Source organism: Indolivaga alginatilytica, from assembly GCF_003201355.1.
GTDB lineage: Bacteria > Bacteroidota > Bacteroidia > Bacteroidales > Dysgonomonadaceae > Dysgonomonas_A > Dysgonomonas_A alginatilytica.
In genome coordinates this window covers 137292-152745 of sequence record NZ_QICL01000010.1, presented here as the reverse complement: position 1 = coordinate 152745, position 15454 = coordinate 137292, and the positions used below count along the sequence as shown (strand labels likewise).

Annotated in this window: 9 protein-coding genes and 1 tRNA gene; 8 read left to right on the top strand and 2 right to left on the bottom strand. The window is 35.8% G+C overall.

What is annotated here, in order from left to right; translation table 11 throughout:
• Nucleotides 1-280: 280 nt before the first annotated feature.
• Both galB and CLV62_RS09810 read left to right on the top strand, forming a co-directional pair.
• Complete coding sequence (galB, locus tag CLV62_RS09815; RefSeq protein ID WP_110310604.1) at nt 281-2734, top strand: beta-galactosidase GalB; 2454 nt, start codon at nt 281-283, stop codon at nt 2732-2734.
• Between the two features lie 227 nt (nt 2735-2961).
• Nucleotides 2962-3741: a Fic family protein gene (locus CLV62_RS09810; RefSeq protein ID WP_110310603.1), complete on the top strand. Its 780-nt coding sequence runs from the start codon at nt 2962-2964 to the stop codon at nt 3739-3741.
• Nucleotides 3742-3855: 114 nt separating this feature from the next.
• On the opposite strand, the gene CLV62_RS09805 is transcribed toward CLV62_RS09810, so the two are convergent.
• A tRNA-Met gene (locus tag CLV62_RS09805) sits at nt 3856-3929 on the bottom strand.
• A gap of 352 nt (nt 3930-4281) precedes the next feature.
• Between CLV62_RS09805 and secDF the strand changes: the two genes are divergently transcribed.
• The 4 genes from secDF to CLV62_RS09785 all read left to right on the top strand — a co-directional run bounded on the left by secDF (nt 4282) and on the right by CLV62_RS09785 (nt 10901).
• On the top strand, nt 4282-7191 hold the full coding sequence (secDF, locus tag CLV62_RS09800; protein WP_110310602.1) for a protein translocase subunit SecDF: 2910 nt from the start codon (nt 4282-4284) through the stop codon (nt 7189-7191).
• Nucleotides 7192-7639: 448 nt separating this feature from the next.
• Nucleotides 7640-8764, top strand: coding sequence for a hypothetical protein (locus CLV62_RS09795; protein ID WP_110310601.1), 1125 nt, complete (start codon nt 7640-7642; stop codon nt 8762-8764).
• Nucleotides 8765-8986: 222 nt separating this feature from the next.
• Nucleotides 8987-10156: a MalY/PatB family protein gene (locus CLV62_RS09790; RefSeq protein ID WP_110310600.1), complete on the top strand. Its 1170-nt coding sequence runs from the start codon at nt 8987-8989 to the stop codon at nt 10154-10156.
• Between the two features lie 124 nt (nt 10157-10280).
• The gene (locus CLV62_RS09785; RefSeq protein WP_110310599.1) at nt 10281-10901 is read left to right on the top strand and encodes an FKBP-type peptidyl-prolyl cis-trans isomerase; all 621 of its coding nucleotides are present in this window, start codon (nt 10281-10283) and stop codon (nt 10899-10901) included.
• A gap of 136 nt (nt 10902-11037) precedes the next feature.
• Here the strand turns inward: CLV62_RS09785 and CLV62_RS09780 are convergent, their stop codons facing one another.
• Nucleotides 11038-12510 (bottom strand): DUF3943 domain-containing protein, encoded by a 1473-nt coding sequence (locus tag CLV62_RS09780; protein WP_110310598.1) that lies wholly within the window; start codon nt 12508-12510, stop codon nt 11038-11040.
• Nucleotides 12511-12722: 212 nt separating this feature from the next.
• Here CLV62_RS09780 and CLV62_RS09775 point away from each other — a divergent pair, with 212 nt between their 5' ends.
• Nucleotides 12723-13565, top strand: coding sequence for a TerC family protein (locus CLV62_RS09775; RefSeq protein WP_110310597.1), 843 nt, complete (start codon nt 12723-12725; stop codon nt 13563-13565).
• Nucleotides 13566-13686: 121 nt separating this feature from the next.
• The gene (locus CLV62_RS09770) at nt 13687-15435 is read left to right on the top strand and encodes a phospho-sugar mutase (protein ID WP_110310596.1); all 1749 of its coding nucleotides are present in this window, start codon (nt 13687-13689) and stop codon (nt 15433-15435) included.
• The last annotated feature ends 19 nt before the right edge of the window (nt 15436-15454 follow it).

The window sequence follows — 15454 nt, the reverse complement described above, 5'->3', positions numbered from 1 at the left end:
TCTTTAAGTATGGACTAGACAATATAGCACAATGGTTGTTAAACCCTTATTGTCAGATAAATACAAATCCTATAAAATTTTTGTCATGTACTTAGACTTTTGTCACCTTTTTAATTCTTATCGTTTGATTTATAGTTGTTTGTGAAATACTCAAAAGTGACACTTTTTAGTCATTTATCTGTTACTTTTGTCACCTAATTTGTTTACTTTTTGTAACTAATGAGTATTTATAGTAGAACTTTTCAACACTTGATTGGCATTATTCGCTAAACACAATATTATGAAGAAAATAACTTTATCCATTTTAGTCTTATTTTGCGTAACAATGCTACAGGCACAAACAGCAAGGGAAGAGTTTGTTTTAGAAAAAAACTGGAAATTCAGCAAGGGAGATTACCCCGATGCCGTACAGAATAATTTTGATGATAAGAGCTGGCAGTCGGTTACAGTTCCTCACGATTGGGCTATATATGGACCTTTCGATCGTAAGCACGATTTGCAGGAAGTAGCTGTTACACAGAACGGGGAAACCAAAGCCACCATAAAAACAGGTCGTACAGGCGGACTTCCTTATGTGGGTATCGGTTGGTACAGAAATACATTCACCGTCAATCATTTCAAAAAAGGAGAAAAACGTGTATCGCTTCTTTTTGATGGGGCAATGAGCGAATCCAAAGTATATGTGAATGGTAAAGAAGCATGCTTCTGGCCATTAGGATATAATTCTTTTCATTGCGATGTGACAGATTTCTTAAATACCGATGGCAAAGACAATATATTGGCGGTACGCTTGGAGAATAAACCTCAATCGTCACGATGGTATCCGGGTGCGGGGCTTTATAGAAATGTGCATATTATTGTAACAGACGAGGTTCATGTACCTGTTTGGGGTACTCACATTACAACACCTTTTGTTTCGGAAGAATATGCTTCGGTAAAACTTAGAACCGAAATAGAAAACTCTGATAATAATGAAATCAGAATAGTAACAGAAATATTGGATGCCGATAATAAGGTTGTGGCAACAAAAGATAATACTCTAAAAATCAATCACGGGAAACCTTTCGAACAGAACTTTATAGTAAATAATCCTAATCTGTGGTCGCCGGAAACACCCTATTTATATAAAGCCGTTTCGAATGTTTATATTAAAGACAAAAAGGTCGATCAATATACCACACGTTTCGGTATCAGAGATATAAAACTGATTGCGGATAAGGGCTTCTTCCTGAATGGCAAAAAGCGTAAATTTCAGGGAGTTTGTAATCATCACGATTTAGGACCTTTGGGAGCGGCAATTAATGTAGCAGCTCTTCGCCGACAATTGACTATGCTCAAAGATATGGGTTGCGATGCTATTCGTACAGCACACAATATGCCGGCTCCCGAATTAGTAGAGCTTTGTGATGAAATGGGTTTTATGATGATGATAGAACCTTTTGACGAATGGGATATAGCTAAATGTAAAAACGGTTATCATCGTTTCTTCAATGAGTGGGCAGAGAAAGATATGGTAAATATGATTCGAAATTATCGAAATAATGCAAGCGTGGTTATGTGGAGTATTGGAAATGAAGTACCTACGCAATGCAGCCCCGAAGGTTATAAGGTAGCATCATTCTTACAAGATATCTGCCATCGTGAAGATCCTAGCCGTCCCGTTACTTGTGGAATGGATCAGGTAACCTGCGTCCTGAATAATGGTTTTGCAGCAATGTTAGATGTTCCGGGATTTAATTACAGAGTTCATCGTTATGAAGAAGCATACAATAAATTACCGCAAAATTTGGTACTTGGTGCGGAAACATCATCAACCGTTAGTTCACGCGGCATATATAAGTTTCCTGTAGAGAAAAAAGCCAATGCAATATATGACGATCATCAATCATCGTCTTATGATTTTGAATACTGCGATTGGTCTAATCTTCCCGATGATGATTTTGCTCTGGCGGATGATCATGACTGGACTATGGGGCAATTTGTATGGACAGGCTTCGATTATTTGGGAGAACCATCTCCATATGATACAGACGCATGGCCTAATCACAGTTCGATGTTTGGAATAATAGATTTAGCGAGCATACCTAAAGACAGATATTACCTTTATAGAAGTATCTGGAATAAGAATGATAATACGCTTCATATTTTGCCTCACTGGAATTGGAAAGGGCGTGAAGGTCAAATAACTCCTGTATTTGTGTATACTAACTATCCAAGTGCAGAATTATTTATCAATGGCAAGAGTTATGGTAAGCAAACCAAGAATAACTCTTCACTGCAAAGCCGTTATCGTTTGATGTGGATGGATACCGTATATGAACCCGGTGAAGTGAAAGTAATTGCTTATGATGCTCAGGGAAAAGCTGTAGAGGAAGAAATAATCCGCACAGCAGGGAAACCACATCACATAGAACTGGTTGCAGACAGAACCGAACTATCAGCCGATGGAAAAGACTTGGCTTATATAAACGTTCGTGTAGTTGATAAAGACGGAAATTTATGTCCTGACGATCAGCGATTAATAAAATTCGCTGTAACAGGGGAGGGGATATACAGAGCTTCTGCAAATGGAGACCCAACAAGCTTGGATATGTTTCATTTACCACAAATGCCTGCTTTTAACGGGCAGTTAACTTCTATTGTTCAATCGAACGAAAAGGAGGGAGAATTAATTTTTGAAGCTACAGCAAAAGGTCTGAAATCTTCAAAGATTACAATTAAAGCAATAAAGTAAGAAATACTTACTGGTATTTATAAATTTAGAACAAGTAGCCTTCAGTGGTTACTTGTTCTTGTTTTTTTAGAGTGGTAGATGTTTTTGCGACAAGGCTGTAGGGGGCTATTAGAGAAAAAATCAAGTTAACTATAACAAGAACCGTAATTAATAATGGGTTATGACGTGAAATAATCCGAAAGTTACTTATATCTTTGTTTTATTCAGAAATAAAAAGAATAATAACGATGCAATTGCACCTCATCAAAACTGATCTACTCACTGCCTATTTGGAGCAAGTGCCCAAGCTTTCCTTAGCCTTAAATATGCTAAGGGATGCTGATATAAGTACCGATAGTTTCAGTTTTTACACCTCTGTATCTTCTGTCTATTCGAGCAAGATCGAAGGTGAAACTATTGAGTTAGACAGCTACATTAAACATAAGCGTTTTGGGATAGAATTTCAACCCGATTATACTAGAAAGATTGACGATTTGTACAATGCCTATACTTTTGCTAAAAGTAATCCATTGAACCAATCAACGATAGAAAACGCACATCGCCTTTTAAGCAAAAATATAGTAGCAGATAGCAAACAGGGTAAGCTTCGTATACATAATATGTACGTAACAACAGAAGATGGAAGAATAGAATATGTCGCGATTTCGCCTTATGAGCTTGAAATTGAGATGCAAAAATGGTATGCTGATTTGGAAACACTCTGTAAGCAAAAAATGAGTATTGAAGAAGTTTTTTATTTTGCATCTTATCTGCATCTTAGCTTTGTAAAGATTCACCCTTGGAACGATGGGAACGGAAGATCGGGACGTTTAATTGAGAAATGGTTTTTAGCTCAACAGTTGGGAGAAAAAGCTTGGTTTATACAGAGCGAGAAACAGTACTACATACACCATCAAGCTTATTACGATAACTTACGCCGTTTAGGGTTAGAGTACCCAGACTTAGATTATTCTAAAGCTCTACCTTTCCTTTTAATGCTTCCAAAGGCTCTAAGTTCAATAAAATAGAAAGCTAGTTTATTGCTGAGACAAAAATTTAGATATTCCTAATGTATTTAGCACATAGTTTACACCCCAAATAAAAAGAGGCTTACAAAACATTGTAAACCTCTCAATCTAAAGTAGCGGGACCGAGAATTGAACTCGGGACCTCATGATTATGAATCATGCGCTCTAACCATCTGAGCTATCCCGCCATGCCTCATTAGCGGATGCAAAAGTATGGCAAATATTTTGCATCCGCAAGCCTATTTTGAAAAAATATAAGTGTATCTTTGAAAATATTTTTTAATATATTGAAAACTAATGCTTAATGAGCATCCTCTTATTGCAAGGATTAGCGGATTTTAAAATAAGCTACTATTTCACTTTAGAAAAAGATAAAAAAGATTATATTTGCACGCTTAAGTCGTGTTCTAAGCCGTTTCTTAAGATATATTTGCATTATTCTATTATTTGAGTGTATTTATAACTGCAAAAGGTTTTGGAATCTATATCATTGAAAATTAAATATTAAAATAAACAAATAGTAACAAAAGTAACTTTAAAATGCAAAACAAGGGATTTGTAATAACGTTTGCCATTTTGTTGACTGTAGTTTGCTGTTTTTATTTATCATTCTCCTTTGTGACGAGATATTATGAAAAACAAGCTGCCGAATACTCTAATGGTGATCTTAATGCTCAGAGTCATTATCTGGACTCTATTTCTACAGAAAAAGTATGGTTGGGATATACCTTAAAACAAGCCAGAGAAAAAGAAATCGGTTTAGGCCTTGACCTTAAAGGTGGGATGAACGTTATTCTTGAAATCGATGCTGCTGCTGTATTGCGCTCATTGGCTAATGAAGAAGATGCTCAATTCAACAAAGCTTTACAACAAGCTATAGATGAAAACCGTAAGGGTAGTAATAAAGACTTTATTACTTTATTTGTCGAAAAATATGAAGCTATTGACAAATCAGGAAAGTTAGCTATCGTATTTGGAGCAAGACTTAAGGACCAGATAGCTCCAACGGATAATAATGCTACAGTGAAGAAAGTTCTTGAAAAAGAATTGCAAAGTGTAGCAGATAATTCATTCAACGTATTGCGCACACGTATTGACCGTTTCGGGGTTGTTGCTCCAAACATTCAAAAACTGGATCGTGCAGAACGTATTCTTATTGAATTACCGGGTATTAAAGAACCTGAACGTGTAAAGAAACTTTTGCAAGGAAATTCAAATCTTGAATTCTGGAAGACATATAACCTTCAGGAAATTCAAGGTTATTTAGGTGCTATCAATTCGAGAAGTGTGGAATTACTGGCAGCAAAAACTCCTGCTAATAATGCAGTTGTAGCTGCTGATTCTATATCTACCGACTCTTTGTCTGTAGCTCCTGTTACCCAGGTAGAGTCGGAATCAACAACACCCATGTTTACAAAATCATTATTTGAATATTTTGATCAAAAATGGGGTGGGGGTTCAGTTGTTGGTATAGCTGACAGAAAAGATACTGCATCAATAAATACAATTTTGCGTGCATCTAAAGATTTGTATCCTACAGATCTTAAATTTGCATGGGGCTTTAAAGCTATTGACGATAAAGAAACTGTATTCCAGTTATTCGCACTTCGTGGCGATGGTACTAAAAGAGGACCAGCTTTAGATGGTGAAGCTATCGTTACCGCGAGTGCAGACCAAATACAAGGTCAAGGCTGGGGTGTTAGTATGCAAATGAATTCTACAGGAGCAAAACGTTGGGCTGCTATTACAGGAGCTGAAAGAGGTCGTTCAATTGCGATCGTTCTTGATGGTTATGTATATTCAGCACCAAATGTAAATGATCGTATCGAAGGAGGAAATTCTTCTATTACAGGAAATTTCTCTGTAGAGGAAGCAAAAGATTTAGAAAACGTTCTTAAATCGGGTAAAATGCGTGCCGGTGTACGTATTGTACAAGAAGATATCGTAGGTCCGTCTCTTGGAGAGGAAGCTATCCAATCGGGACTTATCTCTTTTGTTGTAGCGCTTATTGTCTTAATGGCATACATGTGTTTGGTTTACGGTTTTATACCGGGTATGATTGCAAATGCGGCTTTATTGCTCAATTTGTTCTTCACACTGGGTGTTCTGGCGTCATTCCATGCCGTTCTTACCTTACCGGGTATTGCAGGTTTGGTATTGGCTTTAGCGATGGCCGTTGATGCGAACGTACTTATCTATGAACGAACAAAAGAAGAATTACGTTCGGGCAAGAATGTGAAGACTGCCGTTCAGGATGGTTACAAACATGCATTCTCTGCCATCTTTGACTCTAACTTAACGTCTATTATTACAGGTTTAATCCTTTATAATTTTGGAACCGGAGCTATCAGAGGATTTGCTATTACCGAAATCATCGGTATCTCGGCATCGTTCTTTACTGCTATCTTCATGACGCGTTTGGTTTACAGCTATGGTTTTTCTAAGGGTAAGTTTGCAAATTTGACTTTCTCTTCGAAACCTCTTCAGAACTTCTTGATGGATACTAAGATTAATTTCTTGAATCTACATAGAAAAGCATATGCAGCATCTTTGGCTGTAATCTTATTAGGTATTGTTTCGATATTCACTCTTGGATTGAATAACGGTATTGACTTTACCGGTGGACGTAACTATATTGTACGTTTCGATAATCCGGTAAATACAGAAGACATTACAGATGCTCTTAAACCTGTATTGGGTGAAGAGTCTATGGTTAGTGTAATCACAATCGGTTCAAGCAATCAGGTGAGAATAACCACCAATTACAAGATTGAAGACGCAAGAGACGAAGTTGAAGCTGAAATTAAAGATAAAATGAACACTGCTCTTAGCAGTTACATTGCATCGGGTAAAACTATTGACGACTATATTCAAAGTTCTCAAAAAGTTGGTCCCAGTGTGGCGGATGACATGAAAACAGCAGCTGTTGGTGCGGTTATTCTGGCAATCATTTGTATGGGATTATATATATTACTTCGATTTAGAGATGTGGCCTTCTCTTTAGGAACAATTATTGCCGTTGCTCATGATGCTGCCATTGTGATCTTCGCATACTCATTCTTCCACAAGATCATGCCATTCTCATTGGAGATTGATCAAACATTTATTGCAGCAATCCTGACTGTGGTTGGATTCTCTATCCACGATAAGGTTGTAATCTTTGACCGTGTACGTGAGAGAAGACGTGATTTCCCATTAAGAGATATTGCTCTGAATATAAATGACTCGCTGAATACAACTCTAACTCGTACAGTTAGTACATCTTTAAGTACGATACTTGTATTGTTTTGTATCTTTGTATTAGGTGGTGATTCAATCAGAAGCTTTACTTTTGCAATGTTACTAGGTATTATTCTTGGTACATATTCATCAGTATTCATTGCTACTCCGGTTGCATATGACTTCTTAAAAAGAAAAGAAGATAAAGCAAAAGCGAAAGCTGCAAAATAAAAAATACTTATAAAGTAAGTATTACAAAATGAGAGGTTGTCCGTAAGGGCAGCCTCTTATTAATTATACAGGTGCTAATTTATTTATCTATCAGTTAACAGAGTGCAATAGAGGCTGGCCTTAGGTATCTACCCGAATCGGGAAACCGAAAAAAAGTGTTGTCCTTGTAACCTTTGTCATCTTCTCGATGATTACTCTTTGAATTACAGTGATTTAAAAAGATTACAAAGATGACATTTATTAGTCATTTTATCGATCACTTTTGTTACCTTATCTATTTACTTCCGCCCCTCTTAATCTCCTCTTCGGGAGGCTTTATACTCTTTAATAAGAATGCTTATTCTTATTTTTTTAGTTCTAAAATTGAATATACTCTAAGTTTAAAACTAAATCGTGCTATTTTGTTAAAATATTATTATATTTGAGGACACATTTAACATTTAGAAACATGAAACCTTTATTAATCTTTACTATTTTATTCCTTAGTATTTGCTTCTCGGTAACAGCACAAGACATTAAAGACAAATCCACATCAGTTGGTAATTCGAAAGAGTTTTCCGGTGCCATTCAGTCATTAACTAAAGAGCAGACATATCGTTACGATGCTCCTATTAAACTTAATTATTGGGATAAAGCTCAAAAATTAGGTGGTTTTCACGGAAGCATATTACACTCTGTAAGTAATATTAATGCAAAAAAAGTGAAATCTGGGGAACCCGCTGATTTCTACTTTGAGTTGGAGACTTCGGGGCTGCAATATCTCAGCACCAGCAGACCGTATACTTTTAAGAATGGAGGAAAAGTTTTAGATTTTACTTATACATTTCCATGCAAAATTTTGGTTAAAGATAAAGATGGAAATCTTTTGAAGACATATATCATTAATGATGGTACAGTAGCCATGGCACAGACATTCCATCCCCAATTAAGAGATGATGTGGCATTTGAGAGCACAACAGTTACCAATAAAGTAAATTATGGATTTATTCTGGATGATCAAGACTTGATAAAAATTGCAGATGATGAGAAAAACTCGATATTAGCACGTATGGAAATGAATGTATATGAGGATTACTTAAAATTAGCATCTAGGATTATAACCTGTTCGTATGGTACGCCAAAATGTGATTTCAAGCCTTATATAATTTCAATGGATAAAAAAAATATAGATAATTTTCCTGAATTATATAAAGCAATTACAGAATTGGAAGCTACTGTTATTGAAGCTTTTTCAACTCCATATGGTGATGATCTAAGAAAGAAGTGTGAAGAGTTGGCTAAATATTTCGAATCACAATATAATCCGGAGTCGTCGTCCAAAAATATGATAAAGATATGTGCTTTGGATGCTGCTGTAGCTTATCTACTGGCCGGAGATACGGAAAAGGCATATACCAATTACGGATATGCTGCTGATAATCTGGGTGTATTATCCTCTGCGGCAGGAACATTTTATTCGATGTATAGTACAATAGCGCTGGTCAATCAACTAAGAACAAATGAGGATCCGTTGATAGTAAAGCCGATAGAAGATTTAATTGACCGTCGTCAGAATGAAGGAAAAACACATTAATACCTCAGACACTGCTTAAATAGCCTCTCTCTTACTGAGAGAGGCTGCAAATATATTATTCGAATACTTTTTCAATTGAACTTAAACCAAATGCCAGAATAAGAGATGGCTCTGGTTTTATCTATTTATCTATAATTTTTAAGAAAATATACCTCTTTATTTTATTACCTTTGTCTCTTAGTTTGGATAGTAAATAAATACCTAAATTGAAGAATTCTGATAATGGGGAAGTATAATTTTGATCAAATCATAGATCGCAGAGGAACTAATGCTCTAAAAACAGATGTTTTAAAAGAAAGATATGGTAACGAAAACCTAATACCTTTATGGGTGGCAGATATGGACTTCTTATCGCCTCCGGCGATTTCCGAAGCTATCATAGAACGTGCAAAGCATGGTTTATTCGGTTATACTTGTCCTTCCCAAGAATACTATAATTCGATTATCAGTTGGGTGAAAAAAAGTCATGATTGGACTTTAGATCAACAATGGATAACATTTATACCAGGCATTGTAAAAGGAATTGCTTTTGTTATAGATTGCTTTTCTACCAAAGAAGATCATGTTATAATACAACCTCCGGTATATCATCCATTCAGAATTATACCCAGCTTGCATCAGCGGAAAGTCGTAGACAATCCTTTAGTGCTGGAGGCAGGACAATATATAATGGATTTGTCTGATTTAAAGAAAAGAATAAATACCTCATCTAAGATATTAATACTTTGTAATCCTCATAATCCGGGAGGTAGAGTTTGGACTAAAGAGGAACTAGCCGATTTGGCAGAGATATGTTATGACAATGGCATACTTGTTATATCGGATGAAATTCATTCTGACATGGCTTTTGAGAACTATAAACATGTTCCGTTTGCTTCTGTTTCGGAAAAGGCGGCTCAAAATAGTATAACGTTTATGGCTCCAAGCAAGACCTTTAATATTGCAGGTATTGTAAGTTCATACTCTATTATACCAAATGGAAAGATAAGAACCAAATTCAATAATTATCTAAAAAGTAGCGAATTAGAAGAAGGTCATATTTTCGCCTATCTGGCTGCTCAGGCTGCATACGAAAAGGGTGAAGAATGGCTGACTGAAGCTAAAGAGTATATTTGGGGAAACATTCAATTTGTAGATCAATTTCTAAAAACAAATATTCCTCAAATAAAAGCGATGATACCTGAGGCATCATTTCTGGTATGGCTTGATTGCAGGGAGTTAAATTTGACTCAGAAAGATTTAGTATCATTATTTGTAAAGGATGCTAAACTGGCATTAAATGACGGTGTTATGTTTGGTAAAGGTGGAGAGGGCTTTATGCGTCTGAATGTAGGATCACCAAGACCTGTTTTAGAAAAAGCCTTGAATAACTTAAAAGCTGCAATTAAATAATTAATAAAACAGAACGCATTCAACAAAAGGGCATGATTCTTGTTATGTATTCTGAGAAGACTAAAAAAAATAGCCTGAAGTAAATATCGGGCGATTAAATATTAAGTAATATAAAATAATCAAAATGAAAATTTCACCTAATAAATTTGTTTCGCTATCTTATGACTTGAATGTTGGCGAAGGTGACGAAAAAGAGTTAATGGAAAAAGCAACTCCTGAGCAACCACTTGAGTTCATTTTTGGAACAAATTCTATGCTTGAAGCTTTTGAAAAAAATGTAGATGGTTTAGCTGAAGGAGATTCTTTCGACTTCATTCTTACTCCTGACCAAGCATATGGCGAATATGACGACGAACATTTAGTAGATTTACCTAAAAATATATTTGAGGTTGATGGAAAAGTGGACGAAAGCGTAGTATTTGAAGGAAATACCATTCCAATGATGGATTCTAATGGTAACAGACTTAACGGATCAGTAGTATCAGTTAGTGACGATACTGTTCAAATGGACTTCAATCATCCTTTAGCAGGCGAAACATTACACTTTACCGGTAATGTATTATCAATAAGAGAAGCTTCAGCAGAAGAAATTGCAGCATTATTCGCACCTCAAGGCGGTGGCTGTGGTTCAGGTTGCGGTTGTGGCAGTTCTGACGAGTCAGAAGGTTGTGGTTCAGGTTGTGGATGTGGAAGCTCAGACGAGTCTGAGGGTTCTTCATGTGGATCTGGCTGTGGATGCCACTAATTAAGGCAATCTTAATATAATATTTAAAAAGGCAGATTTGAAAAAATCTGCCTTTTTGTATTCTGAATTACAACTAACTCATTGATCTAATTTGCTAATTAATGCCCTCTATCGAAAATATCAAAAACTGTAAACCTTAGAATTTGTATGTTAACATTAGTCGACCCTCGGCAGTTATTGAATAAACATTATTATAATATTTATAATGAGTAGAACGTCTATAGCCTGTTGCTGTTCCGGTTAAATGTATCTTATCTCTTAATTTGAGATCAACTCGGAAGGTCGTTAAATTAAATGTTGCATTCGAATTATCACCCTGAGCATTCAGATGTTCATAATCTACATTTTCTAAGTCTGTTCCTTCAGCATAACCCTTCCATGTAAATAACCTATATCCCTCATATAACCAAGACACTCCGATTTTATCTTTGTAAGAAATGTTGATTCCGGTTTTCCACCCAAACCCACTTCCTAAGTTGTAGTTTCTGTTCGACACTCTGTAATGATCACTTAAACTTGCACCTAATATAATTCCATTAAGATGGACGTATGAATTAAAATCCCAGTCAGCAAAACGTTTACTCTTATGTATAAGCCCCACACCTACGGCTGCAGGAGCTGCCAGTTTATAAGGTATCTCATTCGATTTTTTCGAAATAGTGTCCGAATCGTAATAATCGAAATGTTGGTAAATTCCTATCCCTAAATAATCTTTTGAAGAATCAACTAGTTGACTCGCCCAGAGTCGTCCAATTATATTTATCTGTCCTAAAACAGGTTGCGATTTTTGTATATTCAAATTGGCTTGTATCGTAAAATAATCAAAAGGTTTAGTACTTTCATCTTCATAACGATCTCCATATTCAACACTAACAGTGGTTGTAAAGCCAACACCTTTATCTAATATTTCATCTTGTAATTCTAATACTCTGACTCCTGCCGATATTTCTGCACTAATTTCGGGAATACCAAACTGACGACCCGAGGTCGACCTTTTCTTCCATGCATCCCCGTTTATTATTCTGGTCAGCCCTCTGGTTGGTGATATAAGAAAACCGAAAAATTCACGTCTAAATCTTTCTCCTCCTCGTTTACGATCATCATATACCAAATCAGAAGCTCTATAAAGGACTTCACCTAAAGCCATTCCGCCAATTGGAGTAGCAATTATATCATTGGTTGAAGGTGGCTCATTTTCAAGAAATAATTCCCACATGGCACTACCTCCTAAAGCAAACAGACCTGACTCCCAATAGTTGTAACCTCTTGATCTGGCTGAATTATAGTATAAACTACCATGGTATGGATGCAAGAACATATTTGTTCCGATCTGATCGTTATCCCAATAGAATCCTTTTTTCAGGTTATCACTCATAGAATTGAAGCCTATATATGCAAAATCTTCTTTCATTATATAACGATCGAATGCCCAAATAGACATATTAAGTGTGAAGATTTGAGCCGCTGCCCCCCAACCGTTCTTTTTTGAATAATATTGTAAGTCAAGAGAATCTGCTGGTATGGGTTGTGTAGTCTTACGTTGTAATAAGTGTTGAGAATAAGCACTTATAGGTACTAATAGAGCTATTATGAGTATATATTTCTTCATCAAAAATCAGACCTTAATTTTAAATAGGCTTTGTGTGCAAAGATACTTTTGTTTTTGAAGATAAGAAATCTTACTCTACATTATTCTTTGAGTAAGTGATATGATAAGTATGCTATAAAAATGACACACCTATCAATATTTATCAGGCTTAATATTGATGTATATATCAGAATAGAATTAAATTTGTGCAAATTTATAAATAGACTTTACTCATGGAGATATTAGAAACCTTTTTGCTTCCTTCCGCATGGATTGCTTTATTAACACTAACCTTTCTAGAAATTGTATTAGGTGTTGATAATATTGTTTTCTTATCAATAATGTCATCTAAACTACCTTTAGAACAACAACCCAGAGCAAGAACTATCGGTTTGAGTTGTGCTATGCTCTTTAGAATACTATTACTGTTTTGCATTTCATGGCTAATGAAATTGACCCAACCTATCATTACTATTGATACATCTTGGTTTGATGGTTCTATTTCGGGGCAAAGTTTAATTGTCTTTTTTGGTGGTCTTTTCCTCTTATATAAAAGTGTGACAGAAATTCATCACAAACTTGAAGGTATGGAAGACCATGGGCGAGAAGCGAAGAAAACCAGCTTCATTTCTGTTGTAGTTCAAATTATAGCTCTAGATATTGTTTTCTCTTTTGATAGTGTTCTTACTGCCGTCGGTTTAGTAAGTTTTAATGAATTTGGTTATGTAGGAGCAATGTCTATTATGGTTACTGCTGTCGTTATTTCAGTAGTTATTATGCTATTATTCTCCGGACCTGTAAGTCGCTTTGTGAATACGCACCCTACTATTCAAATATTAGGACTTTCTTTTCTTATTCTGATAGGAGTGATGTTGCTAGTAGAAGCAGCTCATTTATCTCAAATCTCAATATTCGGTTCTGTTGTTGGCGAAATACCAAAAGGGTATATCTATTTTGCAATAGCATTCTCTTTATTGGTCGAATTTTTCAATATGAAACTGAGAAAAGGGTCAAAACCAGTTCAATTAAAAGATTCTGAATTGGTGGATAATAAAAACCAAGAAAATAATAAGTGATTTTTCATTGAGTCTATTTTTGGAAAAAGAGTGCTATTTGTTAATTAGTTTGATTGTCGGTCAATCTACTTTTATTATATTTGTGTTTAAGAAATAACAAAATAAAATACATATAAGTATTATGGAAAACAAAGAACTGCTAAAGCAAGTTACTTCTAAGGCTAATGTATGGTTAGCCGGTGATTATGATGCCGAAACTAAAGCTGACGTTCAACGCATGCTTAACAATACGGATAAAACTGACCTGATGGAATCTTTCTATAAAGATTTAGAATTTGGCACGGGTGGTCTTCGTGGAATTATGGGAGTAGGTACTAATCGTATCAATAAGTATACTCTTGGTGCTGCAACCCAAGGGTTATCCAATTATTTATTAAAGCAGTTTTCTCATCTGGAACAAATCAAAGTTGTTATTGGATATGATTGCCGTAACAACAGTAAATATTTCGGACAGGTTGTTGCCGATATTTTCTCAGCTAATGGGATAAAAGTATATCTTTTTGAAAATTTAAGACCAACACCTGAAGTGTCATTCGCAATACGTACCTTAGGGTGTCAGAGTGGGGTTATTCTTACAGCATCTCACAACCCGAAAGAGTATAATGGATATAAAGCTTATTGGGATGACGGGGCACAGGTAACACCTCCTCATGACAAAAATATCATTGAAGAGGTAAATAGTATCAGCTCGGTTGCTGAAATTAAATTTACAGGAAATCCGGCTTTGATCGAATCTTTGGGCGAGGATATGGATAATAAATTCATAGAATCTCTTAAAGCGATACTATTGTCTCCGGAGTCAATCAAGCGTCACGGAAATATTGGTATAGTATATACACCTATTCATGGAACAGGTGGGCAGATTGTACCTCAAGCTCTAAAAGCATACGGATTTACGAATATAATACATGTACCTGAACAGGACGTGGTAGATGGCAATTTCCCAACAGTAGTTTCTCCTAATCCGGAAGAACCTGCCGCTATGGCAATGGCAGTAAAAAAAGGTATAGAAACAGGTGCTGATTTAGTATTTGCAACTGACCCCGACGCTGACCGCTTTGGTGCAGGAGTACGTGATACTAACGGAGATTTTATTTTACTGAATGGTAATCAGACAATGATTATTCTTATATATTATCTTGTTACCCGTTGGAAGGAACTTGGCAAACTGACCGGAACCGAATATACTGTTCGTACTATTGTAACCAGCGAACTGACTCAGGTTATTTCCGAGAAAAATGGTGTAGAGATGTTCGAATGCTTTACAGGATTTAAATGGATTGCATCTGTAATGCGTCAATTGGAAGGTAAACGTCAATATATCGGTGGAGGTGAAGAAAGCTACGGCTTTTTAGCTGAAGATTTTGTTCGTGATAAAGACTCTGTTTCATCTGCCGCTCTGTTTGCCGAAATAGCTGCATGGTGTAAAGACAATGGCAGAACTATCTACGAAATGCTTCAGGATATTTATGTAGAATATGGTTTCTCTAAAGAAAAAGGTATTTCTGTTGTTAAGAAGGGAATGTCGGGAGCACAGGAAATTCAATCGATGATGGATAATTTCCGTAATAACCCATTAGAGGAAATTGCCGGATCGAAAGTTACTTTAGTAAAAGATTTTGAAATACTGGAAGTAAAAGATCTTATAACCGGTAAAATTTCGAAACTGGATATGCCTGCTACATCTAATGTACTTCAGTATTTTACAGAAGATAAAACTAAGGTTTCAATTCGTCCTTCAGGTACAGAGCCTAAAATAAAATTCTATATTGAGGTAGTTGATAAATTACCATCTCGTGCCGATTTTGAAAAAGTGGATGCAGCAACAGAAGCTAAAATCGAACAAATATGTAAAGATCTGGGTATCTGATAAAATATCTTAGTTTAAA